General features: G+C 60.8%; 21 protein-coding genes. 10 read left to right on the forward strand and 11 right to left on the reverse strand.

What is annotated here, in order from left to right; all coding sequences use genetic code 11:
- Window positions 1-40: 40 nt before the first annotated feature.
- The 4 genes from QNH97_RS29035 to QNH97_RS29050 form a co-directional block, all read right to left on the reverse strand.
- Window positions 41-418, reverse strand: a complete 378-nt coding sequence (locus tag QNH97_RS29035; protein WP_283554981.1) for a lysozyme inhibitor LprI family protein — start codon at window positions 416-418, stop codon at window positions 41-43.
- A 146-nt stretch (window positions 419-564) separates the two neighbouring features.
- Complete coding sequence (locus QNH97_RS29040; RefSeq protein ID WP_230146884.1) at window positions 565-1,338, reverse strand: MetQ/NlpA family ABC transporter substrate-binding protein; 774 nt, start codon at window positions 1,336-1,338, stop codon at window positions 565-567.
- Window positions 1,339-1,417: 79 nt separating this feature from the next.
- Complete coding sequence (locus QNH97_RS29045) at window positions 1,418-2,092, reverse strand: methionine ABC transporter permease (protein ID WP_265032336.1); 675 nt, start codon at window positions 2,090-2,092, stop codon at window positions 1,418-1,420.
- On the reverse strand, window positions 2,092-3,099 hold the full coding sequence (locus tag QNH97_RS29050) for a methionine ABC transporter ATP-binding protein (protein WP_283554982.1): 1,008 nt from the start codon (window positions 3,097-3,099) through the stop codon (window positions 2,092-2,094). Before QNH97_RS29050 ends, QNH97_RS29045 begins: the two co-directional genes overlap by 1 nt.
- A gap of 262 nt (window positions 3,100-3,361) precedes the next feature.
- Here QNH97_RS29050 and katE point away from each other — a divergent pair, with 262 nt between their 5' ends.
- Window positions 3,362-5,500: a catalase HPII gene (gene katE / locus QNH97_RS29055; RefSeq protein WP_283554983.1), complete on the forward strand. Its 2,139-nt coding sequence runs from the start codon at window positions 3,362-3,364 to the stop codon at window positions 5,498-5,500.
- A gap of 133 nt (window positions 5,501-5,633) precedes the next feature.
- Here katE and QNH97_RS29060 read toward each other — a convergent pair whose 3' ends face one another.
- The 4 genes from QNH97_RS29060 to zur are packed head-to-tail and all read right to left on the reverse strand — an operon-like array spanning window position 5,634 to window position 8,430.
- Entirely contained in the window at window positions 5,634-6,347 is a 714-nt protein-coding gene (locus QNH97_RS29060; protein ID WP_283554984.1) for a PA5502 family lipoprotein, read from the reverse strand.
- Window positions 6,348-6,384: 37 nt separating this feature from the next.
- Entirely contained in the window at window positions 6,385-7,173 is a 789-nt protein-coding gene (gene znuB / locus QNH97_RS29065) for a zinc ABC transporter permease subunit ZnuB (protein ID WP_025211082.1), read from the reverse strand.
- Window positions 7,166-7,948: a zinc ABC transporter ATP-binding protein ZnuC gene (znuC, locus tag QNH97_RS29070; RefSeq protein ID WP_283554985.1), complete on the reverse strand. Its 783-nt coding sequence runs from the start codon at window positions 7,946-7,948 to the stop codon at window positions 7,166-7,168. The genes znuB and znuC overlap by 8 nt, the downstream gene beginning before the upstream one ends.
- Window positions 7,948-8,430 (reverse strand): zinc uptake transcriptional repressor Zur, encoded by a 483-nt coding sequence (gene zur / locus QNH97_RS29075; protein WP_283554986.1) that lies wholly within the window; start codon window positions 8,428-8,430, stop codon window positions 7,948-7,950. The genes znuC and zur overlap by 1 nt, the downstream gene beginning before the upstream one ends.
- 66 nt (window positions 8,431-8,496) lie before the next feature.
- On the opposite strand from zur, the gene znuA reads away from it, so the two are divergent.
- Window positions 8,497-9,426: a zinc ABC transporter substrate-binding protein ZnuA gene (gene znuA / locus QNH97_RS29080; RefSeq protein WP_283554987.1), complete on the forward strand. Its 930-nt coding sequence runs from the start codon at window positions 8,497-8,499 to the stop codon at window positions 9,424-9,426.
- Window positions 9,427-9,580: 154 nt separating this feature from the next.
- On the opposite strand, the gene QNH97_RS29085 is transcribed toward znuA, so the two are convergent.
- Together QNH97_RS29085 and QNH97_RS29090 are read right to left on the reverse strand one after the other, a co-directional pair.
- The gene (locus tag QNH97_RS29085; protein ID WP_283554988.1) at window positions 9,581-10,531 is read right to left on the reverse strand and encodes a homoserine kinase; all 951 of its coding nucleotides are present in this window, start codon (window positions 10,529-10,531) and stop codon (window positions 9,581-9,583) included.
- 59 nt (window positions 10,532-10,590) lie between these two features.
- Window positions 10,591-10,878: a DUF2782 domain-containing protein gene (locus tag QNH97_RS29090; RefSeq protein WP_283554989.1), complete on the reverse strand. Its 288-nt coding sequence runs from the start codon at window positions 10,876-10,878 to the stop codon at window positions 10,591-10,593.
- A 74-nt stretch (window positions 10,879-10,952) separates the two neighbouring features.
- Between QNH97_RS29090 and polA the strand changes: the two genes are divergently transcribed.
- Window positions 10,953-13,721, forward strand: a complete 2,769-nt coding sequence (polA, locus tag QNH97_RS29095; protein ID WP_283554990.1) for a DNA polymerase I — start codon at window positions 10,953-10,955, stop codon at window positions 13,719-13,721.
- Window positions 13,722-14,097: 376 nt separating this feature from the next.
- On the opposite strand, the gene yihA is transcribed toward polA, so the two are convergent.
- Window positions 14,098-14,739: a ribosome biogenesis GTP-binding protein YihA/YsxC gene (gene yihA / locus QNH97_RS29100; RefSeq protein ID WP_283554991.1), complete on the reverse strand. Its 642-nt coding sequence runs from the start codon at window positions 14,737-14,739 to the stop codon at window positions 14,098-14,100.
- A gap of 191 nt (window positions 14,740-14,930) precedes the next feature.
- Between yihA and QNH97_RS29105 the strand changes: the two genes are divergently transcribed.
- The 7 genes from QNH97_RS29105 (at window position 14,931) to QNH97_RS29135 (ending at window position 22,324) form a co-directional block, all read left to right on the forward strand.
- Complete coding sequence (locus QNH97_RS29105; RefSeq protein WP_003177141.1) at window positions 14,931-15,221, forward strand: c-type cytochrome; 291 nt, start codon at window positions 14,931-14,933, stop codon at window positions 15,219-15,221.
- Window positions 15,222-15,267: 46 nt separating this feature from the next.
- A complete protein-coding gene (locus QNH97_RS29110; RefSeq protein WP_283554992.1) occupies window positions 15,268-15,879 on the forward strand; it encodes a c-type cytochrome in 612 nt (203 codons plus the stop codon).
- Window positions 15,880-16,075: 196 nt separating this feature from the next.
- Entirely contained in the window at window positions 16,076-16,720 is a 645-nt protein-coding gene (locus tag QNH97_RS29115; protein ID WP_283554993.1) for a thiol:disulfide interchange protein DsbA/DsbL, read from the forward strand.
- Between the two features lie 14 nt (window positions 16,721-16,734).
- Window positions 16,735-17,613, forward strand: a complete 879-nt coding sequence (locus tag QNH97_RS29120) for an endonuclease/exonuclease/phosphatase family protein (protein ID WP_283554994.1) — start codon at window positions 16,735-16,737, stop codon at window positions 17,611-17,613.
- On the forward strand, window positions 17,610-19,751 hold the full coding sequence (locus QNH97_RS29125) for a diguanylate cyclase (RefSeq protein WP_283554995.1): 2,142 nt from the start codon (window positions 17,610-17,612) through the stop codon (window positions 19,749-19,751). The genes QNH97_RS29120 and QNH97_RS29125 overlap by 4 nt, the downstream gene beginning before the upstream one ends.
- A 104-nt stretch (window positions 19,752-19,855) precedes the next feature.
- Window positions 19,856-20,635: an N-acetylmuramoyl-L-alanine amidase gene (locus QNH97_RS29130; protein ID WP_283554996.1), complete on the forward strand. Its 780-nt coding sequence runs from the start codon at window positions 19,856-19,858 to the stop codon at window positions 20,633-20,635.
- A gap of 75 nt (window positions 20,636-20,710) precedes the next feature.
- A complete protein-coding gene (locus QNH97_RS29135) occupies window positions 20,711-22,324 on the forward strand; it encodes an EAL domain-containing protein (protein ID WP_283557573.1) in 1,614 nt (537 codons plus the stop codon).
- The last annotated feature ends 4 nt before the right edge of the window (window positions 22,325-22,328 follow it).

Genomic DNA, 22,328 nt, shown 5'->3' on the forward strand with positions numbered 1-22,328 from the left:
CGACGCTATACGTCGGGTTTTTCGTGGGGCACGGCTTGGGTTACTCGACTTGCGACAGCTTGGCGTCGTCGCAACCGGCAGCACGGCACTCGCGCTCGACAGCTTTGAGTATGACGATACGCGCCTCGGTCTTCTCATTGGCACAGTCCAGGTAGAGCAGGCCATCGTTGGAACAGGCGCTGTCACGATTTTTGATCCACTGGATTTGAGCGGCTTTCACTTTTTTCTTTTGATCCGGGTTCAGGGCACTCATCGTCTTCTTGTATTGATCATTGATGTCCTGATCCGACTGAACCATTTTCAGCGACGCGCAATAGGTTCTGTCATAGGCGTTTCTAGGGTTATCGCAACTCATCGCAGATGCCGATGCTGATGCCATTGCCAGCAATGTCCCAACCAACAAAGACTTGATCACCATTTCTCTCCCTGAATGCCCTCTATTCATTAGAGGTCGCGGCGGGGAATTTATCATGGGGGTTGTAGAACAATGAAGCAGATCCTTACGAGCAAAAAAAAACGGGCCTGCATTCTCACGCAGCCCCGTTTTTTCACCATCCGATCAGATCAAAACGCCGGCAAAACCGCGCCTTTGTACTTCTCAAGAATAAAAGCCTTCACTTCCGGCGTATGCAACGCCGCAACCAGCTTCTTCATCGCCTCACTGTCCTTGTCATCCTCGCGAGCCACCAGAATATTCACATACGGCGAGTCGCTACCTTCAATCACCAGCGCATCCTTGGATGGATCAAGCTTCGCCTCCAACGCGTAGTTGGTATTGATCAACGCCAAATCCACCTGGGTCAGCACCCGAGGAATAGTCGCCGCTTCCAGTTCACGGAACTTCAGATCCTTGGGGTTCTCGGTGATGTCCTTGGTGGTCGACAGGATGTTGTTCGAATCCTTCAACTTGATCACCCCAGCCTTCGCCAGCAGCAACAGCGCACGGCCGCCGTTGGTAGCGTCGTTAGGGATCACTACGTTAGCGCCGCCCGGCAGTTCTGTCAGTGCCTTGTACTTGCTGGAATACGCGCCCAGGGGTTCCAGGTGCACACCGGCCACGCTCACCAGATGGGTGCCCTTGGCCTTGTTGAATTCATCCAGGTACGGCTGGTGCTGGAAGAAGTTGGCGTCCAGGCGCTTTTCGGCGACTTGTACGTTCGGCTGGATGTAGTCGGTGAAGACCTTGACCTTGAGGTCCACGCCTTCCTTGGCCAGCGCTGGCTTGACGAATTCGAGGATTTCCGCGTGCGGGACCGGCGTTGCGGCGACGGTCAGGGTGTCGGCGGCGTGGGCGGAAAACGCTGCGGCGGCAGCGAAGGCAACCAGTAATTTTTTCATTCAGCTAACTCCTTTTTAGGCGCCCGCTCTCGGCGCCTGCCAGCGAATGGCCGGCTCATGGTTTATTGGCCGCGAGGCCTTATTTTCTAGAAAAATGTACAACCAGTTTGTCGCCCACGGTTTGCAGAACTTGGACCAGCACCAGCAGCAACACCACCGTGACCACCATGACGTCGGTCTGAAAGCGCTGGTAACCGAAGCGGATCGCCAGGTCGCCCAAACCGCCGGCGCCGACCACACCGGCCATTGCCGTGTAGGACACCAGCGTAATCGCTGTCACCGTAATCGCTGCAAAAATGCCTGGACGGGCTTCCGGCAGCAAGGCGTTGACGATGATCTGTCGAGTCGTCGCGCCCATGGCCTGAGTCGCTTCGATGATGCCGCGATCGACTTCGCGCAGGGCGGTTTCCACCAACCGCGCAAAGAACGGCGTCGCGCCGACCACCAGCGGCGGGATCGCACCAGCCACGCCCAACGAGGTGCCGGTAATCAATACCGTGAACGGGATCATCACGATCAACAGGATGATGAACGGCAGCGAGCGCAGGATGTTCACGATCAGCGACAGCAGCGCATAGAGGCCGCGAGCCTCGAGCAGTTGGCGCGGGCTGCAGAGGAACAGCAACACGCCCAGGGGCAGGCCGAGCAGCACGGTAAACAACAGCGAACCGAAGAGCATCAGGAAGGTGTCGCCGGTGGCCAGCCAGATTTCCAGCCAGTCGATGTTGGAGAAGAACGAGCTCAACAGTTCCATCAGCGCAGCACCTCCATGTGGACATCAGCCGCGGTGAAGCGGGCAAATGCCGCCTCCATGTCACCGCCGGTGATGGCGAGGGTCAGTTGCCCGTAGGGGGTGTCTTTGATGCGGTCGATGCGACCGGCCAGGATGCTGTAGTCCACACCGGTTTCCCGGGCGACGGTTCCGAGCAGCGGCGCGTAGGTTGCTTCGCCCTGGAATGTCAGACGCACGATGCGCCCCGGTACGTGAGCAAAGTCGTCGCGCTGTTCGCTTTCGTCGATCTGTTCGTCTTCCTGGACGAAACGCTTGGTGGTCGGGTGCTTGGGGTGCAGGAACACCTCGGCCACCGAGCCTTGCTCGACAATCACGCCGGCGTCCATCACCGCCACTTGATCGCAGACCCGGCGGATCACGTCCATTTCATGGGTGATCAACACGATGGTCAGCTTCAGTTCGCGGTTGATCTCCGCCAGCAGTTGCAGCACTGATGCGGTGGTTTGCGGGTCGAGGGCGCTGGTGGCTTCGTCGCACAGCAAAATCTTGGGCTTGGTCGCCAGGGCGCGGGCGATGCCGACGCGTTGCTTCTGGCCGCCGGACAGTTGCGCCGGGTATTTCTTGGCGTGGTCGGACAAGCCCACGCGGGCGAGCAACTCGGCGACGCGCTGGTCAATTTCGCTGCGGGACAATTCGCCCGCCAGCGTCAGCGGCAGCGCCACGTTGTCGGCCACGGTCTTGGACGCCAGCAGGTTGAAGTGCTGGAAAATCATCCCGACCTGCTGACGGAAACGCCGCAGGCCGCTGGCGTCCAGGGCGGTGACTTCTTCGCCGTCGACGATGATCTTGCCGCCACTGGAATCTTCCAGGCGATTGATCAGGCGCAGCAGGGTACTTTTCCCCGCACCGGAATGGCCGATCAGGCCGAAGACCTGACCGTTCTCAATCGTCAGACTGGTCGGGTGCAGGGCGGGGATATCCCTACCGGCAACCCGGTAGGTTTTATGGACGTTTTGAAACTCGATCACGTAGCGAACCTTGTGGGGCGCGTTGGAAAAGGGTCAGCGGTTAGCCGGCCGCGCATTTTAGCCTGTCCGTATAGAGGTTCTTAGCATTTATTTGCGATCAGACCTGTCATTTGGCAATAACGCGATCAAAGGCCATAAAAAAGGAACACGGCCAAACGGCATCGGTCACTCATTAAGCCACTCGAAAATGCCCGGGTACGGAACCTGCGGTATCGAACTCAAGAGTCCTGGCCTCCGGGATCGCAAAGAGGAGTTATGCCTGATGAGTACCAAAAAGCCCACGGTCAACAAGAGCCAGCTGGCCGGGACCGACACCCTGGATCGCGGCAACACCAACGCCAAGCTCGAGAGCCTGGAGCCATTTCGCTCTGACGCCACCGAACAGGCGTTGCGCACCAATCAGGGTGTGAAAATCGCCGATAACCAGAACACCCTCCGGGTCGGTGCCCGTGGCCCGTCGCTGCTGGAAGACTTCATCATGCGTGAAAAAATCACGCATTTTGACCATGAACGCATCCCGGAGCGCATCGTTCACGCCCGCGGTACCGGTGCCCATGGTTACTTCCAGAGCTATGAAGCACATTCGGCACTGACCAAGGCCGGATTCCTACAAGACCCAAGCAAGAAAACCCCGGTGTTCGTGCGTTTCTCCACCGTGCAAGGTCCACGGGGTTCCGGCGACACCGTGCGTGACGTTCGTGGCTTTGCGGTCAAGTTCTTCACCGATGAAGGCAACTTCGATCTGGTGGGCAACAACATGCCGGTGTTTTTCATCCAGGATGCGATCAAGTTCCCCGACTTTGTCCACGCGGTGAAACCCGAACCCCACAATGAAATCCCTACGGGCGGTTCAGCCCACGATACGTTCTGGGATTTCGTCTCGCTGGTGCCTGAATCGGCGCACATGGTGATCTGGGCGATGTCCGACCGGGCCATTCCGAAAAGCCTGCGGAGCATGCAGGGCTTCGGTGTGCACACCTTCCGCATGATCAACGCCGAAGGCAAAAGCAGCTTCGTCAAATTCCACTGGCGGCCAACAGTCGGTACTTGCTCGTTGGTGTGGGACGAAGCCCAGAAGCTGGCGGGCAAAGATACCGACTACCACCGTCGCGATCTCTGGGAGTCGATCGAGATGGGCGACTACCCGGAATGGGAATTCGGCGTACAGATCGTCGCCGAGGAAGACGAGCATAAATTCGACTTCGATCTGCTCGACCCGACCAAGATCATCCCCGAAGAACTCGTGCCTATCACGCCGTTGGGCAAGATGGTGCTCAACCGTAACCCGGACAATTTCTTCGCCGAGGTTGAGCAAGTTGCGTTTTGCCCTGGGCACATCGTGCCGGGCATCGACTTTTCCAACGACCCCTTGCTGCAGGGCCGGCTGTTTTCCTACACCGATACGCAAATCAGCCGACTCGGCGGGCCGAACTTTCATGAGCTGCCGATCAACCGGGCGATCACCCCGGTGCACAACGGTCAGCGTGATGCCATGCACCGCACCACTATCGACAAGGGCCGCACGTCCTACGAGCCGAACTCCATCGATGGCGGTTGGCCGAAGGAAACCCCGCCAGGCCCTGAGGACGGTGGCTTCGAAAGCTATCCAGAGCGTATCGATGCCCACAAGATCCGTCAGCGCAGTGAGTCGTTCGGCGATCATTTCTCCCAGGCCCGGCTGTTCTACAAGAGCATGAGCGCCCACGAGCAGGAGCACATCATCGCGGCCTACAGCTTCGAACTGGGCAAGGTAGAGCGGGAGTTCATTCGGGCGCGGCAGGTCAACGAGATCCTCGCCAACATCGACCTGGAACTGGCTGCGCGGGTGGCGAAAAACCTGGGGCTGCCCGCCCCTACTGCGGGCACCGTCGATGTACCGACACCCTCGCTGGAGCAATCCCCCGCCTTGAGTCAGGCGAACCTGCTGTCTGGGGACATCAAGACGCGAAAAGTGGCGGTGCTGGTGGCTAACGGCGTCGATGGGGCGATCATCGATTCGCTCAAGAAGGCTTTGAAGGCGCAGGGCGCCCACGCGAAGGTGCTGGGGCCGACTTCTGCGCCAGTGACCACCGCCGATGGGAAAACGCTACCGGTGGATGCGTCCATGGAAGGGTTGCCGTCCATCGCCTTTGACGCCGTGTTCGTACCGGGTGGCGCGGAGTCGGTCAAGGCCTTGAGTGGCGATGGTGTAGCCCTGCATTACCTGCTGGAAGCCTATAAGCACCTCAAGGCCATTGCTCTGAATGGCGAAGCGCGGCAGTTGCTGGTGTTGTTGAAACTGGAGGCGGATGCGGGGCTGATTCCTGACGCGGATGCTGGCAAGTTCCAGACGTTCTTCGATGCGATTGCCCAGCATCGGGTGTGGGCGCGGGAGCCCAAGGCGAAGGGGATTCCGGCTTGATGGGTGTCTGAAAGAGGCTTGTTGTCTGGTAGGGCGCTATCGCGAGCAAGCTCGCTCCCACAGGGTTAGGTGTCGATCACTAAACTGTGATCACCCTAGATCCAATGTGGGAGCGAGCTTGCTCGCGATGCTGTTAAGGCTTGCGCGGTGTCAGCACCATCTGCGCGGGCACATTGCGCAGGGTCTGCTTGCGCAGATTCAGTTCAAACCCTGGATCAAGCTTCTTAACCCGCTTGGTCAGCAAGGTCGCCAGCCACGGATAGTCATCGGTGCGCGGTGCCTGGATGCTGACGTCACACTGGTAGTTCACTACATCGGCGGCGATGGCGTCCAGTTGGCGACGCATTTTCTGGATATCACCGATATTAAGCGCAACAGTAGTGCTCTCGGCACTCGGATCAATCACTTTGGCAACCGGTTTGGCTTCGGCGGCCTTGAGGGCAGCTTCGGCTTTTTCCAGTTCGGCCTTGCGGGCTTCGGCAATGGCGCTGTTGACCTCGCCGGACAGCGCCGGCGCCTTGGGCATCAAGGCGCGCGCACGGCTCAGTGCGGTGGTGGCGGCGTTGACATCGCCTTTTTGCAGATCGATCTGGCTGCGGCGCAAGTATGCCTCGGCCAATTGCCGTTGGTAGGGCTCCAGCGCCGGATCTTCGGGCGTCTGGGCCTGCAAGGCGGCCAGCTGGCCTTCGGCCGTGGCCAGCTCATTGCTGGCCAGGCTTTGTTCGAGCTGCGCGATGGCCGGGCCCCGCGTATCGGGAGCCTCGGTGACCGGCGGTGAACTCTGACAAGCGCCCAGTAGCAGGGAAAATGCGACAAGGAGCAGATAACGGGAGGCGAACGGCTTCATTCCTGCGACTCTCTATTTGCGCAAAAAGCGAGCAAGTCTACACCCCTCGGCGGGGCAGGACAAAACTCAGCAGAAACAGCGCAGCGGCGCTGACCACGATCGACGGCCCCGCCGGGGTGTCCTTGAACCACGACAACGCCAGCCCGCCACACACTGCGAGCATGCCCAGCAGGCTCGCGCCCAGGGCCATTTGCTCCGGGGAGCGGGCGTGTCGCTGGGCCGCGGCCGCGGGGATGATCAGCAACGAAGTAATCAGCAGCACACCGACGATTTTCATCGCCACGGCGATCACCACGGCAATCAACAGCATCAGCGCCAAACGCAGCCCCACCACGGGCAGGCCTTCGACCCGCGCCAATTCCTCGTGCACGGTGACGGCCAGCAACGGCCGCCAGAGCGCCACCAGCAACAGCAGCACCGCCGCGCTACCGCCCAGGATCCACGACAGGTCCATGGGGCTGATGGCCAACAGATCACCGAACAGGTAGGCCATCAGATCAATTCGCACGTCATGCATGAAGCTTAGTACCACCAGCCCGAGGGACAGGGTACTAGGGGCCAAAATGCCCAGCAGCGTGTCGGACGCCAGCGGCTGGCGCTGTTGCAAGGTCACCAGCAGCACCGCCAGCAACAGGCAGCCGACGGTCACCGCCACCGCAGGGCTGACGTCCAGCAGAAACCCAAGCGCTACGCCCAGCAGCGCCGCGTGGGACAGGGTGTCGCCAAAATAGGCCATGCGTCGCCAGACCACGAACGAACCCAAGGGGCCGGCCACCAGCGCGAGGGCCAGGCCTGCGAGCAGGGCATACAACAGAAAATCAGCCATGCTTGCAGCCATCTCCATGAACATGGGTAGAAACAGAGGCGTCGCTGACCACTGAACCATGCAGGTCATGGGCGTGGTCATGATGGTGGTGATAAATCGCCAGGCTTTGTGCGTTCTTTCCGAACAGTTCGACGAAAGCCGGATCGCCGCTGACCTGCTCGGGGTGCCCGGAGCAACAAACGTGGCGATTGAGGCAGACTACCTGGTCGGTGGTGCTCATCACCAAGTGCAGATCGTGGGACACCATCAGCACGCCGCAGCCGTGACGGTCGCGCAGGCGGGTGATCAGGCTGTACAACTCGGCTTGGCCCGCGACATCGACGCCTTGCACCGGCTCGTCGAGCACCAGCAATTCAGGCTCGCGCAGCAGGGCGCGGGCCAGCAGCACGCGCTGCATTTCGCCACCGGAAACACTTTGCACCGGGCTGTCGATCACCTGTTCGGCGCCGACTTCGTTGAGCGCCGCCAAGGCCCGCTCGCGATCCACGCCGGGCACCAGACGCAAGAAGCGCAACACTGACAGTGGCAGCGTCGGGTCTACGTGGAGTTTTTGCGGCATGTAGCCAACTCGCAGCTTCGGCTTGCGCCAGACACTGCCGCTGTCCGGCTTGAGCAAACCCAGCACGGCGCGCACCAGGGTGGTCTTGCCGGCGCCATTGGGGCCGATCAGGGTGACGATCTGCCCCGGCTCGACGCTCAGCTGGATGTTATCCAGCACGCTTTGCCCGGCGAACGTCACGGCCACCTGCTCGAGGCGGATCAAGGCGTTGCTCATCAGGCCCCCTGGCAGCCGGAGCACAGGCCGACCACTTCGACGGTCTGGCTCTCGACCACGAAGCCCACGTCCTTGGCGCTGGCGACAATGGCATCGCTGATGGATTTCTGCTCCAGCTCAATGGCTGCGTGGCAGACACGGCAGATCAGGAACTGGCCCTGGTGCGCGTGCTCCGGATGGTTGCAGCCGACGAAAGCGTTCAGCGACGAGATGCGGTGCACCAGGCCGTTTTCCAATAAAAAATCCAGTGCCCGATACACCGTTGGCGGCGCGGCGCGGCGGCCGTCCTGCTCACTGAGCACGGCCAGGATGTCGTAGGCGCCCAGCGGCTTGTGGCTTTGCCAGACCAGCTCGAGCACGCGTCGACGCAGGGCGGTCAGGCGCAAGCCCAGGCGCGCGCAGATGGCATCGGCCTCGGACAGCGCGGTGTGCACGCAGTGGGAGTGATCGTGGGGGCGACTGGCAAGGGGTGTGATAGGCATGGGCAGCGACGAGTTCAGTGAGAGACGTTATTATGTTACCCGTTCTCAGCACTTCGAGTGGTCATCGTGTCCCGGATTTTTTCGATCTTTGTCGTTTTTGTCGCAAGTTTTCTGTTGATTGGCCCGGCCCAGGCCGAAGTCAAAGTCCTTACCAGCATCAAGCCGTTGCAGCTGATCGCCGCTGCAGTGCAGGACGGCGTAGCCGTTCCAGAGGTGCTGCTGCCACCCGGCGCGTCGCCCCATCACTATGCGTTGCGGCCATCCGACGTACGGAAGGTGCAGTCGGTGGATCTGCTCTATTGGATCGGCCCCGACATGGAAAGCTTCCTGCCGCGGGTGCTGAACGGTCGTACGCTCCCTTCCGTTGCCGTACAGGATCTGCCAGGCCTCAAATTGCGTCATTTCGCCCAGGACAGTCAGTCTCACGCCGAAGATGACCATGACGGCGACGAGCATGATCACGACCACCGCCCTGGCAGCATTGACGCCCACCTGTGGCTGTCGCCGACCAATGCACGGGTGATCGCCGCAAAAATGGCGGCTGACCTGAGTACGGCCGATCCGGCCAATGCCGCGCGTTACCAGAGCAATCTCAAGGGCTTCAACGAACGTCTCGACGCCCTCGATATGCGTCTGAAGGCGCGTCTGGCCGGGGTCGTGGGCAAGCCGTATTTCGTGTTCCACGAAGCGTTCGACTATTTCGAGGACAACTACGGCCTCAAGCACGCCGGGGTGTTCGCCGTGGCCGCCGAGGTCCAGCCCGGCGCCCAGCACGTGGCGGCAATGCGCACGCGCTTGCAGACTGTGGGCAAGACCTGTGTCTTCAGCGAACCGCCCCTGCGCCCGCGCCTGGCCGAAACCCTGGTGGCCGGGTTGCCGGTGAAGTTGGCGGAGCTGGATGCACTGGGCGGCTATACCCCGGCGACGGCGCAGGGGTATGAGCAGTTGTTGGAGAAGTTGGGCAATGATCTGGCGGGGTGCCTGGAGTCGCTATAGCTCCGGCCCCGCCCTCTGCTGTCGAACATCGATCCTATGTGGCGAGGGAGCTTGCTCCCGCTCGGTTGCGCAGCGACCGAAAAATCTTGGGGCTGCTGCGCAACCCAGCGGGAGCAAGCTCCCTCGCCACAAGAGCATCCTGCTTCGCGCCTGGTTACAGGGCGAAAGGCAACAACGCGCTGACCGTCTGCCGCTGCGCCAATCGCTGCTGAAACTCCATCGGATCGTGAATCAACACATCCTGCCCGGCAAACGATTCGGCGGCGATCAACCGCGACAACCAGAACCGCACGCACGCCACGCGCAACAGGGCCGGCCATAATTCGGCCTCGGCGGCGGTGAACGGCCGCAGCGCCGCATAGGCCCCCAGCAGCGCCCGCGCCCGTGCGCCATCGAGCACACCGTCGTCATCCGAACACCAGTCGTTCAAGGCGATGGCGACGTCATACAGCATCGGCCCGGAGCAGGCATTGTAGAAGTCGATCAGCCCGGTCAGGTGCGTGCCTTCGAACATCGCGTTGTCGCGGAACAGGTCCGCGTGGATGTTGGCCCGGGGCAGCGCCAGGATGCCCACCTTGCGCAACGAAATTTCATCCAGCGCAGCCTGCAGCAACTGGCGCGGCTCGGCATCGAGGTGCGACAGCAGCTTCGCGCCCTCCTCCTGCATCCAGTCCAGGCCACGATCGGTCTTGCGCTTGATCATGTTGTCTCTGGTCGCCAGGTGCAGGTGCGCCAGCAACTCGCCGACCTGGGCGCAATGCTGCGCGTTGGCCTGCTTGATGTGCTTGCCCGCCAGGCGCGGTTGCAACAACGCCGGCTTGCCCGCCAGTTCCCGCAGCGCCACGCCGTCGGTTGTGCGCAAGGCGTAAGGCACCGGGAGGTCGGCGTCATGCAGCACGTCCAGCAGTTCGATGAAGAACGGCATTTCCTGCACCGGGCCACGTTCCACCAGGGTCAGGACGAATTCGCCTTGCTCCAGGCTGATGAAGAAATTGGTGTTTTCGCTGCCAGCGGCGATCCCCTGGAAATCAAGCAGACGGCCGAGCCCATAAGGGGCGAGAAAGGTTTCCAGCTCGGGCCGAGCCAGGGGCGTGAACACAGACATGGTTAAAACTGCCAGTACGGGCGCCCTTCAGCGAGCGCCGGTTGAAGTGCAGAGCGGTATTACCACTCAAAGATTTTCCAGGACGGAATCAGCATATCCGGCTGATCCGAACGGATGAAGTTTGCATCGGTACCGTCGGCCCGGACCAGGAAATAAGGCTTACCGTTCTTGGGCGTGACCTTGATCGCGTACAAAAAGCCGTTTTGCCGGTACTCCTGAATGGTTTTATCACCTTCGGTGCGGATGGTGACATCCGGGTCCGCCGAGGGTGCGTCATCCGCCGCCATGACGGCCAACGGGGTGAGTGCAAACAAGCCAGCCAGTAACAGGCGATTGAGTGTGCGCATGATAACCTTGTCCCTTTGTCGTCAACGGTCCCGCTATTCTAGCCCCGGACCCGCCGAAAAGGTTGATCCTGCTCATGAGCCAAGCCCCCCTCGTCCTGGTGGACGGTTCTTCTTATCTGTACCGCGCCTTTCACGCGCTGCCACCGCTGACCACTTCCAAAGGCCTGCCGACCGGTGCGGTCAAGGGCGTGCTGAACATGCTCAAGAGCCTGCGCAAGCAGTATCCAGACAGCCCGTTCGCCGTCGTATTCGACGCCAAGGGTGGGACGTTTCGCGATGCGCTGTACGCCGAATACAAGGCCAACCGCCCGAGCATGCCCGACGACATGCGCGTGCAGATCGAGCCGCTGCATGCCAGCGTCAAGGCCCTGGGCTTCCCGCTGCTGTGCGTGGACAACGTCGAGGCTGATGACGTGATCGGCACCCTGGCTCGCAGCAGCGCGGCAGCCGACCGTCCGGTGGTGATCTCCACCGGTGACAAAGACATGGCGCAGCTGGTCGACGGGCACATTACCTTGGTCAATACCATGACCGGTAGCGCCCTGGACGTGGCTGGCGTGAAGGAGAAGTTTGGCGTCGCTCCAGAGCAGATCATCGATTACCTGGCGCTGATGGGCGATTCGTCCGACAACATCCCGGGCGTTCCGGGCATCGGGCCGAAGACCGCATCCGGCCTGCTGGTGGGCGTCAATGGTGGCCTGACCGAGCTGTATGCACAGCTGGACATCGTCGCGACCTTGCCGATCCGTGGCGCCAAGACCCTGGCCGCCAAGCTCGAAGAGCACAAGGAAATGGCGTTGCTTTCCTATGAGCTGGCAACGATCAAGACCGATGTGCCTCTGGATGTCGGTCTCGATGACCTGCAGATGGGCGAGCCGGATCACGAAAAACTCGCCGAGCTGTACACCCTGCTGGAGTTCAAGAGCTGGTTCGAAGACAACCAGCGCGACGCCAAGCGTGCCGGCCAGGAGATCGTCGAAGTCACCGAAGAACAGCCCGGTGCTGCCGAGGCCCAGTATGAGGTCATCCTCGATCAGGCGCGCTTCGAGGCGTGGCTGGCCAAGCTGGACAAGGCGCCGCTGTTTGCCTTCGTCACCGAAACCAACGGCGGCGATGCCCAGCATTCGCAACTGGTGGGACTGTCGTTCGCCGTCGCCCCGTTTGAAGCCGCCTACATCCCACTGACCCATTCCTACATGGGCGTGCCGGAGCAACTGGACCGCGACACAGTGCTCAAGGCCCTCAAGCCGCTGCTGGAAAACCCGAACAAGCTCAAGGTTGGCCAGCACGCCAAGTTTGAAACCAACATCCTGGCCAACTGCGCCATCGGCAGTGATCAAGACAACGGCATCCTGGTTCAAGGCATCGCTTTCGACACCATGCTGGAGTCCTATGTGCTGGACTCCACGGCGACCCGCCACGACATGGACAGCCTGGCCCTCAAGTACCTGGGCCAAAGCAAGACCGATTTCCAGGATATCGCTGGCAAAGGCGTCAAACAGCTGACTTTTGACCAGATCTCCCTTGAACTGGCTGGCCCTTACGCCGCCGAAGACGCGGACGTGACCTTGCGCTTGCATCAGGCGTTGCAGGAAAAACTGGCCGTCACGCCAAGCCTGGGCACCGTGCTCAACGACATTGAAATGCCGTTGATGCCAGTCTTGGCGCGCATCGAGCGCCAGGGCGCGCTGGTCGATGCCAACCTGCTGGGCGTACAAAGCGTTGAATTGGGCGAGAAACTGGTGGCGCTGGAGCGTGAGGCGTTTGCCATTGCCGGCGAGGAATTCAACCTGGGCTCGCCGAAGCAATTGGGCGTGATCCTGTACGAAAAACTCGGATTGCCGGTACTCAGCAAGACCGCCAAGGGCCAGGCGTCCACCGCCGAAGCGGTGCTCGCCGAGCTGGCCGAGCAGGATTACCCGTTGCCCAAGGTGCTGATGCAGTACCGCTCGCTGAGCAAGCTCAAGAGCACCTACACCGATCGCCTGCCGGAGCAGATCAACAGCCGCACCGGCCGTGTCCATACCAATTACCAGCAGGCCGTCGCCGCGACCGGACGCCTGTCCTCCATCGACCCGAACCTGCAGAATATTCCGATCCGCACCGCCGAAGGCCGGCGGATCCGCCAGGCGTTCGTCGCGCCGAAAGGCTACAAGTTGCTGGCGGCGGACTATTCGCAGATCGAGCTGCGGATCATGGCGCACTTGGCCAAGGATGAAGGTCTGCTCCACGCGTTTCGCAACGACCTGGACGTGCACCGGGCCACGGCCGCCGAGGTGTTTGGCGTCGAACTGGAGGCCGTCACCCATGATCAGCGCCGCAGCGCCAAGGCGATCAACTTCGGCTTGATCTACGGCATGAGCGCGTTTGGCCTGGCCAAGCAGATCGGTGTCGATCGCAAGCAGTCCCAGGCTTACATCGACCGTTACTTCGCCCGCTACCCAGGCGTGCTGGCGTACATGGAGCGCACTCGCGCCCAGGCCGCCGAGCAAGGTTTCGTCGAAACCATTTTCGGTCGCCGGTTGTACCTGCCCGATATCAATGCGAAAAACCCGGCTTTGCGCAAAGGCGCCGAGCGCACGGCGATCAACGCGCCGATGCAAGGCACTGCCGCCGACATCATCAAGAAGGCCATGGTGGCTGTGGATCGCTGGCTGACCGCCTCAGGGCTGGATGCCAAGGTCATCCTGCAGGTACACGACGAACTGGTGCTGGAAGTGCGCGAAGATCTGGTCGATCTGGTGCGCGAGGAAATTCGCCAGCACATGAGTGCCGCCGCCACGCTGGATGTACCGCTGTTGGTCGAGGTGGGCGTGGGGAACAACTGGGATGAGGCGCACTGAGTCGTAGTGCTCCGAAGCCGGAGCAGGTCCCGTGGCGAGGGAGCTTGCTCCCGCTTGAGTGCGAAGCGCTCACAAAATGTTTGGGGCGGCTGCGCCACCCAGCGGGAGCAAGCTCCCTCGCCACATTGGCTCACTGAAAACCCAGGGACGATGGCCTTAGTTCAGAAAATTCCTAAGGCTATTTCCAAAAATAATCTGAACTAAACCCGTCAAATCGCACTCAGAGATTTTGAATGGCTGGTGAAGCCCTTCAATGCTCCTATGTTGTGTTAAGTGTTGGCAGATATCTGGACCCCGCCCTAGCGGTCCGGAACTTGGACCCCGAACTTCCCCCTCCCCATAAGAAGTCCGGGGTTTTTTTTGCCTGCGATTTGGCTTATTCCGCCGCCTCGCTGCCTTTGTCTGCCAATTCCATCCAGTCGGCCAATACAGTGTAGGCCTCTTCCAGGCCCATGCGCTTGGGGGCCGAGAACAACTGGATGGTGATTGCGTCGCCCCAGCCTTTGCGAATTTCCGACTGCACTTTGAGCAAGCTATTTTTTGCCGCGCCGTAGGTGAGCTTGTCCGCCTTGGTCAGCAGAATGTGCATGGGCATGCCGCTGGCGACAGCCCAGTCGAGCATCAGCAGGTCGAAGTCGGTCATCGGATGGCGGATGTCCATCATCAGAATCAGGCCTTTCAAACTCTCGCGGCTGCCCAGGTAGGCTTCCAGGTGGCGCTGCCAATGTTGCTTGAGCGGGATCGGTACTTTCGCGTAGCCGTAGCCGGGCAGGTCGACCAAACGCCGTTCATCGTCTAGCTTGAAGAAGTTCAAGAGCTGCGTGCGACCCGGGGTTTTCGAGGTGCGTGCCAGGCTTGCATGGGTCAAAGTGTTGAGCGCGCTGGATTTGCCGGCATTGGAGCGCCCGGCAAACGCCACTTCGAAGCCTTCATCGTCGGGGCATTGATCGACTTTGGCGGCGCTTAGCATGAAGGTGGACTGTTGGCACAGGCCAAGGATGGGGTTCTTCAGTTGCATGGGATTTCCGATGTGAGCGGCGTCGGGAATGGACGCGGCAAGCTGTGTCGTTTCCGTTTCAGTGACGCCAGTATATAATGCCGCAGATTTTGTGTGCGCTTTGTCCCAGCGTAGGATGAAGCTCACGGGAGCGACCGACCGAAATTGCGCACTAGAACGCAGCTCGCTCTCAACCCTGAAAAGGTCGTTTTATGACGAAATGGCTGCTAGCTGCCGGTGTCTTGATGCCGCTTTACAGCGCTCAGGCTACACAGGATCCGGAAGCTGTGTACAACCGTGTTTGTGGTGCCTGTCATTCCGGCCAACTCCCCACGGCGCCTCGCAAGGGTGATCAGGAAGCTTGGACGCCGAGGTTGGCGAAAGGTATGGAGACGCTGGTGCAACACGTGACCCAGGGTTTCAAGGCGATGCCGCCGCGTGGTTTGTGCATGGACTGCAGTGCCGAGGATTACCGAGCCATCATCCAGTGGATGAGCGAGTAAGCCCGGTCCATAACTCTTTAACCCTTAGCCGTAGTTGGATTAGCTGATGAACAAATTGATCGTGAGTCTGCTGTTGACCTTGGGGATATCCGGCGTAGCCCACGCCGCTGGCGATGCCGCCGCCGGTCAGGCGAAAGCGGCCGTATGTGGGGCCTGCCATGGCCCAGATGGCAACAGCATGGCGCCAAACTTTCCGAAACTGGCGGGCCAAGGCGAGCGTTACCTGACCAAGCAGTTGAAGGACATCAAGGACGGCAAGCGTGTCGTGCTGGAAATGACCGGCTTGCTGACCAACCTGAACGATCAGGACCTGGCGGACATTTCGGCTTATTTCGCCAGCCAGAAGGGCAGCGTCGGCGCTGCCGATCCAAAACTCGTGGCACGTGGCGAAGCGCTGTTCCGTGGGGGTGACCTGAGCAAGGGGCTTCCAGCCTGCACCGGTTGCCACGCGCCTGACGGCAAGGGCAACGCTGCCGCCGGCTTCCCGCATTTGGGCGGCCAACATGCTCAATATGTAGGCAAGCAATTGACCGACTTCAGAAAAGAAGAAGGCGGCCGGAGCAACGACGGCGACACCAAGCCCATGCAGAGCATTGCGAAAAAACTGAGCGACGAAGATATCGCGGCGGTGGCCAGCTACATCCAGGGTCTGCACTGAGGCTTTGACTGGCATTGCGAGGGGTGGACATCCCTTGCAACGTTAACGCTCGATTAATCTCTCGATGCGAGCATCAAAAGGGTGGCTTTGGCCGCCCTTTTTTGTGGCCGCTGCCGTTACACTAGCGAACTTGAACCCGCCACGGCCTGTCTTAAAAAAGGCCTTGCGAGGTCCCCTCATTGTCCAGGAGTAAAGCATGCGTAATCTGATTATCAGCGCCGGGCTCGTCCTCGCCAGCCTGTTCGGCATGGCCGTCCAAGCCAACGCCGACGAATCGAAAGCCCCTTATGTCGAATTGGCCAACCCCGTTGCGGTGGCCGTGCCTGGCAAGATCGAAGTGGTAGAGCTGTTCTGGTATGGCTGCCCGCATTGCTACGCTTTCGAGCCGGTTATCAATCCGTGGGTCGAGAAGCTGCCTTCGGATGTGAACTTCGTACGTATTCCCGCCATGTTCGGCGGCCCATGGGACGCCCACGGCCAGATGTTCCTGACCCTCGAGGCCATGGGCGTCGAGCACAAGGTTCACGCCGCGGTCTTCAACGCGATCCAGAAAGAAGGCAAGAAACTGGTCAAGAAAGAAGACATGGCTGACTTCCTCGCCACCCAAGGCGTTGATAAGGACAAATTCCTGGCTACGTTCGACTCCTTTGCCATCCAGGGTCAGATCAAGAAGGCCAGGGAGCTGGCGAAGAAATATGAGATCACCGGCGTACCGACCATGGTCGTCAACGGCAAGTACCGTTTTGACATCGGCTCTGCCGGCGGTGCCGAACAAGCACTGCAGCTGGCCGACCAACTGGTCGCCAAAGAGCGAGCGGCCACCAAGGCTGCTGCCAACTAAGCGCGGCCCCGCCCATGGCCCGCTGGAGCACCGAACGCATCGTTGGCCTGCATGAACCGCGGGTCAACGAGCATCATGTCACTTCCACGGGCCTGCCTGCCGACGGCTGTCTGCGGCTGCTCAGTTTCAATATCCAAGTGGGTATCAGCACCGAGCGCTACCGGCATTACCTGACCCGAGGTTGGCAGCATCTGCTGCCACACACCGGGCGAGCCGGTAACCTGCAGAAAATCGGCGACCTGCTGAAAGATTTCGACCTGGTGGCCCTGCAAGAGGCCGACGGCGGGAGCTTGAGGTCAGGCTACGTCAATCAGGTGGAACACCTGGCCCAGCTGGGCGCTTTTCCCTACTGGTACCAGCAACTCAACCGCAACCTCGGCCGTCTCGGCCAACACAGCAATGGTGTGTTGAGTCGCTTGCGGCCGTGGGCGATTGAAGACCATCCGCTGCCGGGCCCCAAGGGGCGCGGGGCGATCCTGGCGCGTTTTGGCGAAGGTCCGGAGGCGTTGGTGGTGGTCATGATGCACCTGGCCCTCGGGGCGCGTACCCGGACGATGCAACTGGCCTACATCCGCGAGCTGATCGGCGGATACAAGCATCAGGTGTTAATGGGCGACATGAACACCCACGCCACCGACCTGCTGCAAACTTCGCCCCTGCGCGATCTCGGCCTGCTCGCCCCGCAACTGGAAGCGACGTTCCCCAGCTGGCGCCCCCAACGCTGCCTGGACCATATCCTGCTGAGCCCGACCCTGACCCTCGAACGCGTCGAGGTGCTGGCGCAGCCCATTTCCGATCACCTGCCTGTCGCGGTCGAAATTCGTTTGCCGGGTTCGCTCACGGCCGATGCATTTCCCGTGCTGAGTCCTGCCCCTCGCGGATCCGATGAATGAGCGACGACGCCGAACGCTGGAGAGAGAAGTACCTCAAGAGTATCGAACAGCAGGAAAAGCTTGAGCGCCGCTGGGACGCTCGGCTCGACTTGCTGCGTCGTGGCCTGGTGCGTAGCACCCTGGCCGCCGAGGGCACTGACCGGGCGGTTGATCAATGCATGAAAGAGATGCGCGATGTGGTGCGCACCGACGACATGGATGCCGCCCTCGCCGCCTTGTTGCCGCGCCTGGAGAAAGCCGTACTCGATTCCGAGCAGCGCCGCGAGACCCGGATCGAACAGATCAATGCCGCATTGACGGCCTTGGTTGATCAGTTACAAAGCCTGCCACTGCCAAAGGACGTCAGTCGGCCGCTGAAGAAATTTTCCAAGCAACTGGAGGACCGTGTTGGCCAGGCCCGGGAGATTCCGCTGTTGCTCAGTGAGTTGAGCGGTTTGCAGGGCAAGGCATTGAGCGCGCTGGACGGACCTGCCGGACCGAATCGTCCAGGACTGCTGCAACGATTGTTCGGCAGCCATGGCCCCGAAGAAGCACCGCAACCGAACGAGCCGACTCAAAGTCGCGCGGCGCCTGTGTCAGAAACGACATCGCCGACGCCCACCCCCCCGGCAATCGAGGCAGCATCTGTTGCACCGGCACCGGCACCGGCACCGGCACCGGCACCTGCGCGGGAGCAAGCCCGAACACTGGAGGCGGCGCCCGAGCCGGTCGCCGTCATTGTACCGATGGACGAGCCTGATCCAGCGCCCGCGCCGACACCTGTATCCGAAGCGCCTCAACCCGTCATCGAACCCGGCGAAGCAGATGAACCGCCGACGATCACCGATGAGCGTACGAAAACGGAACCCGCGCTCGAGAATCCAGATGAGCTGCTGCCGCAGGCGCCGGCGACGACGCTGTCCGAAGCACCGCTCGCCGCTGCCGAAGTGACTGAGCCAGTTGAGCGAGTTGAGCCAGTCGAACCAGTTGAGGCAGTTGAGGCAGTTGAGGCAGTTGAGGCAGTTGAGCCAGCCGAGCCTCCGGCTACCGTTGATCCGGTGTCCATCGACTCGGATGAGGCCCAGTACGCCCTGCCCGACTCACCGGAGCCCTCCTACAGCTCGGTGGCCAGGCATATCGAAGACACCCTGCTGGGCCTGTTGGGTGACCTGACCCTGCCCGAGCGGCACCGTCCCCAAGCCGAGGCCATGCGGGAACGGCTGAAGAATGGCTTGAACTGGTACGAGTTGCTGCCGATCCTCGATGATTTGGCGGTACTCATGCTGGCCATCACCGACAGCGGCCAGCATGAGTTTGAAGCTTATCTGCAACGGCTCAACGATCGGCTTGAGTCATTCCAGAACAGCCTGCGGGCCGCCAGCGAAGACCATGCCGATAATCTGTCAGCCTCCAGGGACATGGACACCCAGATTCGCGAACAGGTGGATGGTCTGCAAAGCAGCGTCCAGGGGGCAGATGACCTGGAGGGCCTCAAGCGCGTGCTGGAGAATCACCTCGAAGGCTTGCTGGGCACCATGGACCAGCATCAGAAGCAACGCGACCTGCGCGAGCAGGAAGTCTCGGCTCGCCTGAAAAGCCTGGCCGAGCGCGTCGCATTGATGGAACAGGACGCCCAGGTCGTGCGGGATAATCTCGAAGAACAGCGGCAAAAAGCGCTCATCGATCCGCTCACGGGGCTACCTAACCGCGCCGCCTGGTCCGAGCGCCTCGAACATGAAGTCAGTCAGTGGCAGCAGCACGGTAACAGTCTGTTGTTGGCCATGCTCGATCTCGACCATTTCAAGCGCATCAACGATAACTACGGCCATCTGGCCGGTGACCGGGTGTTGAAGCTCATCGCCTCGGTGCTACGTAGACGCCTGCGGGGTGGCGATTTCATTGCCCGCTTCGGGGGTGAAGAGTTTGTCCTGTTGGTACCCGACACTCCTCTGGCGGATGGCGCCAAGTTGGCGGAGGCCCTGCGCGCGGCCATCGAAGTCTGTCCGTTCCACTTCAAGGGCGAACCGGTGACGGTTACGATGTCCATCGGCCTGACGGCATTCAAACCGGGTGAACGCAGCGATCTTGTGATCAAAAGAGCCGATCAGGCGCTATATCGCGCAAAAAATGCCGGACGCAACCGTGTTGAGCTGGGCTGAAAACAAATTGTTCCATTTTGTTTAATATCGGCGGGTGAGCCCGATCATTCGCCAGGCGATACGTTACACTGTTGCATTACTTCCAGCGCGTAATGCATTCCGCCATGAAATTTTTGTCGCTCATTGTCGCTTTATTGATTCTGGCCGGTTGCGCCAGCGGTCCACGGCTCGATACCAGCCACCCTTCAGTCAACCACGACAGCCGCATCCAATTCGTGGTGGTGCATTACACCTCGGCCTCCCTCGAACGATCCCTGGCGTTGCTGACCCACGGCGAAGTCAGTGCTCATTACCTGATTGGCGACGATAAGCGCGCGACCATTTATAAACTTATGGATGAAAACCGCCGCGCCTGGCACGCCGGGGAAAGCGAATGGCAAGGCCGGACCTGGCTCAACTCCAGCTCCATCGGGATTGAAATCGTCAATCCAGGCTTCGTCGATACGCCGACCGGGCGGCTCTGGTACCCCTACAGCGAAGCTCAGGTCCAGACGTTGATCGTGTTGCTCAAGGACATCGCCCAGCGTAACGCGATCAACCCGCGCAACATCATCGGCCACAGCGACATCGCTCCCTTGCGCAAGCTCGATCCGGGGCCGCTGTTTCCCTGGAAACGCCTGGCAGAGGCCGGCTTGGGAATCTGGCCAGACGAACAGGCCGTGGCGCGCCAGCAAGCCGTATTCGCCGCGCAGTTGCCGAGCGCCAGTTGGTTCCAGGCCGAACTGGCCCGCTTCGGCTACCCGACGCCCCAGACGGGCGAATGGGATGTGGCCACCCACCATGTGCTGGCTGCCTTTCAGCTGCACTACCGGCCGACCCGGTTCGACGGTACGCCGGATGCGCAAAGCGCGGCGATTTTGCAGGTGCTCAACCAGACAAAATAATGACGCCCGTCCGACGAATCGGGCCAAATCCAAATCAGAAGCTATAACTCATTGGTAACTTTCGGATTACCCATGATGACGGCTGCCCGCGAAACCCTACAGAGCTGGCTCCATCGCCCCCTATTCCTGGCGATGATGGCGGCTGCCTTGAGCACGGTGCTGTTGCTGGCCGGGAGCCTGGCGGTAGTGGTGCAGCAGATCCAGCAGCGTGAAAGCGAGCAGATGAATGCCCAGGGCGAGCGTTTCCTGCAACGCTTGGAGCAACTCTTCGGACAGCTGCGCGAAAGTCTCGACGATCTGCAAAACCAGCCGTTGCGTGGGTGTGACGATGACATGATCGCGACCTTGCGCCAGGTCAGCTTCAACTACCGCTTCGTCTACGAAGCGGTGTACATCGATGGCAGCGGCGTCTGTTCCAATCGCCCACACCAGAGCGGCTTGTCAGTGACTCGCCCGCCCGACATCCGGGGCCCGACCTACAGTTACTGGCTCAACACCACCACCGAGCCCGACGAGGATCGCGCGGCATTGATGCTGGGACGTGGCAACTTTCGGGTGGCCACGTCCCGCGGGCATTTGACGGATGTGGTCGACCTGCCGCCGGGCAGCAGCCTGCTGGTCGTCCTGGATCATGGTGAGCGGGCCATTCCTGTACTGGGGACCAATCAATACTGGCCGCCAACGGAGCCCTGGCCGCCGAAAAGCCAGCATGCCTTGCAAGTGACGCAGAACCGGCTGATCTATCGGATGCCGACCGACAACCCGGAATATCAGCTGGTGCTTATCGCTCAGCGCCACGGTTTTCAAGTTCCGCCCACCGCCTGGTGGTTGCTGCCCATCAGCCTGTTGCTGGGCCTGGGGATCGGGTTTCATGTGTTTCTGCTGGCGCGCCAGCGTCAATCCATGGATGCCGAATTACACGGAGCGATCCGGCGTGGCGAGTTGCAGGTGCTGTACCAGCCGATTTTCGACTTGAACAGCCGCAACTGTGTCGGGGCTGAAGCCTTGCTGCGCTGGCGACGACCGGACGGCACCCTGACTAGCCCGGACTTGTTTATTCCGATGGCAGAAAACACCGGGCAGATCCGCCAGATCACCGACTTCGTGCTGCAGCGGCTATTCGACCAGTTGGGCCAGTTGCTGCGGGCTAATCCACAGCTGTACATCTCGGTGAACCTGGCGGCGTGTGATGTGATGGTGCCGCGTATCGGCGAAGTGATTGCTCGCCTGTTGGCGCTGCACCGGGTCTCGGCGCACCAGATTGCCTTTGAAGTGACTGAGCGCGGTTTGATCGATGTGCTGGTTGCCCGGGATAACCTGCAGGCGCTACGCGACGTCGGGCATCAGGTGTTGATCGACGATTTCGGCACCGGCTATTGCAGCCTGGCCTACCTGCAAACCCTGCCGGTGGACTGCCTGAAAATCGACAAGGCTTTCATCGATGCCTTGGGTCACGATGCCGCCAGCAGCGGTGTGGCCCCTCATATCATTCGCATGGCCCACGCGCTGCAGCTCAAGGTGATCGCCGAAGGGGTCGAGTATGAAGCCCAAGCCTCCTACCTGAGCAGCGAGGGGGTGAAGTTTGGTCAGGGTTGGTTGTTTGCGCATGCGCTCAGTGCGGTGCAGCTCATCGAATTGATTACACGGGGTCGGCGCCTGCGCGGACGACGCCTGGACGATGAAGCCTGAGCCC

Source organism: Pseudomonas sp. G2-4, assembly GCF_030064125.1.
GTDB lineage: Bacteria > Pseudomonadota > Gammaproteobacteria > Pseudomonadales > Pseudomonadaceae > Aquipseudomonas.

Bases quoted from the DNA above. Each gene is read 5' to 3' on its own strand.
- QNH97_RS29035 (WP_283554981.1), bottom strand. From the start codon at position 418: ATGGTGATCAAGTCTTTGTTGGTTGGGACATTGCTGGCAATGGCATCA.
- QNH97_RS29040 (WP_230146884.1), bottom strand. From the start codon at position 1,338: ATGAAAAAATTACTGGTTGCCTTCGCTGCCGCCGCAGCGTTTTCCGCC.
- QNH97_RS29045 (WP_265032336.1), bottom strand. From the start codon at position 2,092: ATGGAACTGTTGAGCTCGTTCTTCTCCAACATCGACTGGCTGGAAATC.
- katE (WP_283554983.1), top strand. From the start codon at position 3,362: ATGAGTACCAAAAAGCCCACGGTCAACAAGAGCCAGCTGGCCGGGACC.
- QNH97_RS29060 (WP_283554984.1), bottom strand. From the start codon at position 6,347: ATGAAGCCGTTCGCCTCCCGTTATCTGCTCCTTGTCGCATTTTCCCTG.
- znuB (WP_025211082.1), bottom strand. From the start codon at position 7,173: ATGGCTGATTTTCTGTTGTATGCCCTGCTCGCAGGCCTGGCCCTCGCG.
- znuC (WP_283554985.1), bottom strand. From the start codon at position 7,948: ATGAGCAACGCCTTGATCCGCCTCGAGCAGGTGGCCGTGACGTTCGCC.
- zur (WP_283554986.1), bottom strand. From the start codon at position 8,430: ATGCCTATCACACCCCTTGCCAGTCGCCCCCACGATCACTCCCACTGC.
- QNH97_RS29085 (WP_283554988.1), bottom strand. From the start codon at position 10,531: ATGTCTGTGTTCACGCCCCTGGCTCGGCCCGAGCTGGAAACCTTTCTC.
- QNH97_RS29090 (WP_283554989.1), bottom strand. From the start codon at position 10,878: ATGCGCACACTCAATCGCCTGTTACTGGCTGGCTTGTTTGCACTCACC.
- polA (WP_283554990.1), top strand. From the start codon at position 10,953: ATGAGCCAAGCCCCCCTCGTCCTGGTGGACGGTTCTTCTTATCTGTAC.
- yihA (WP_283554991.1), bottom strand. From the start codon at position 14,739: ATGCAACTGAAGAACCCCATCCTTGGCCTGTGCCAACAGTCCACCTTC.
- QNH97_RS29105 (WP_003177141.1), top strand. From the start codon at position 14,931: ATGACGAAATGGCTGCTAGCTGCCGGTGTCTTGATGCCGCTTTACAGC.
- QNH97_RS29110 (WP_283554992.1), top strand. From the start codon at position 15,268: ATGAACAAATTGATCGTGAGTCTGCTGTTGACCTTGGGGATATCCGGC.
- QNH97_RS29115 (WP_283554993.1), top strand. From the start codon at position 16,076: ATGCGTAATCTGATTATCAGCGCCGGGCTCGTCCTCGCCAGCCTGTTC.
- QNH97_RS29120 (WP_283554994.1), top strand. From the start codon at position 16,735: ATGGCCCGCTGGAGCACCGAACGCATCGTTGGCCTGCATGAACCGCGG.
- QNH97_RS29125 (WP_283554995.1), top strand. From the start codon at position 17,610: ATGAGCGACGACGCCGAACGCTGGAGAGAGAAGTACCTCAAGAGTATC.
- QNH97_RS29130 (WP_283554996.1), top strand. From the start codon at position 19,856: ATGAAATTTTTGTCGCTCATTGTCGCTTTATTGATTCTGGCCGGTTGC.
- QNH97_RS29135 (WP_283557573.1), top strand. From the start codon at position 20,711: ATGACGGCTGCCCGCGAAACCCTACAGAGCTGGCTCCATCGCCCCCTA.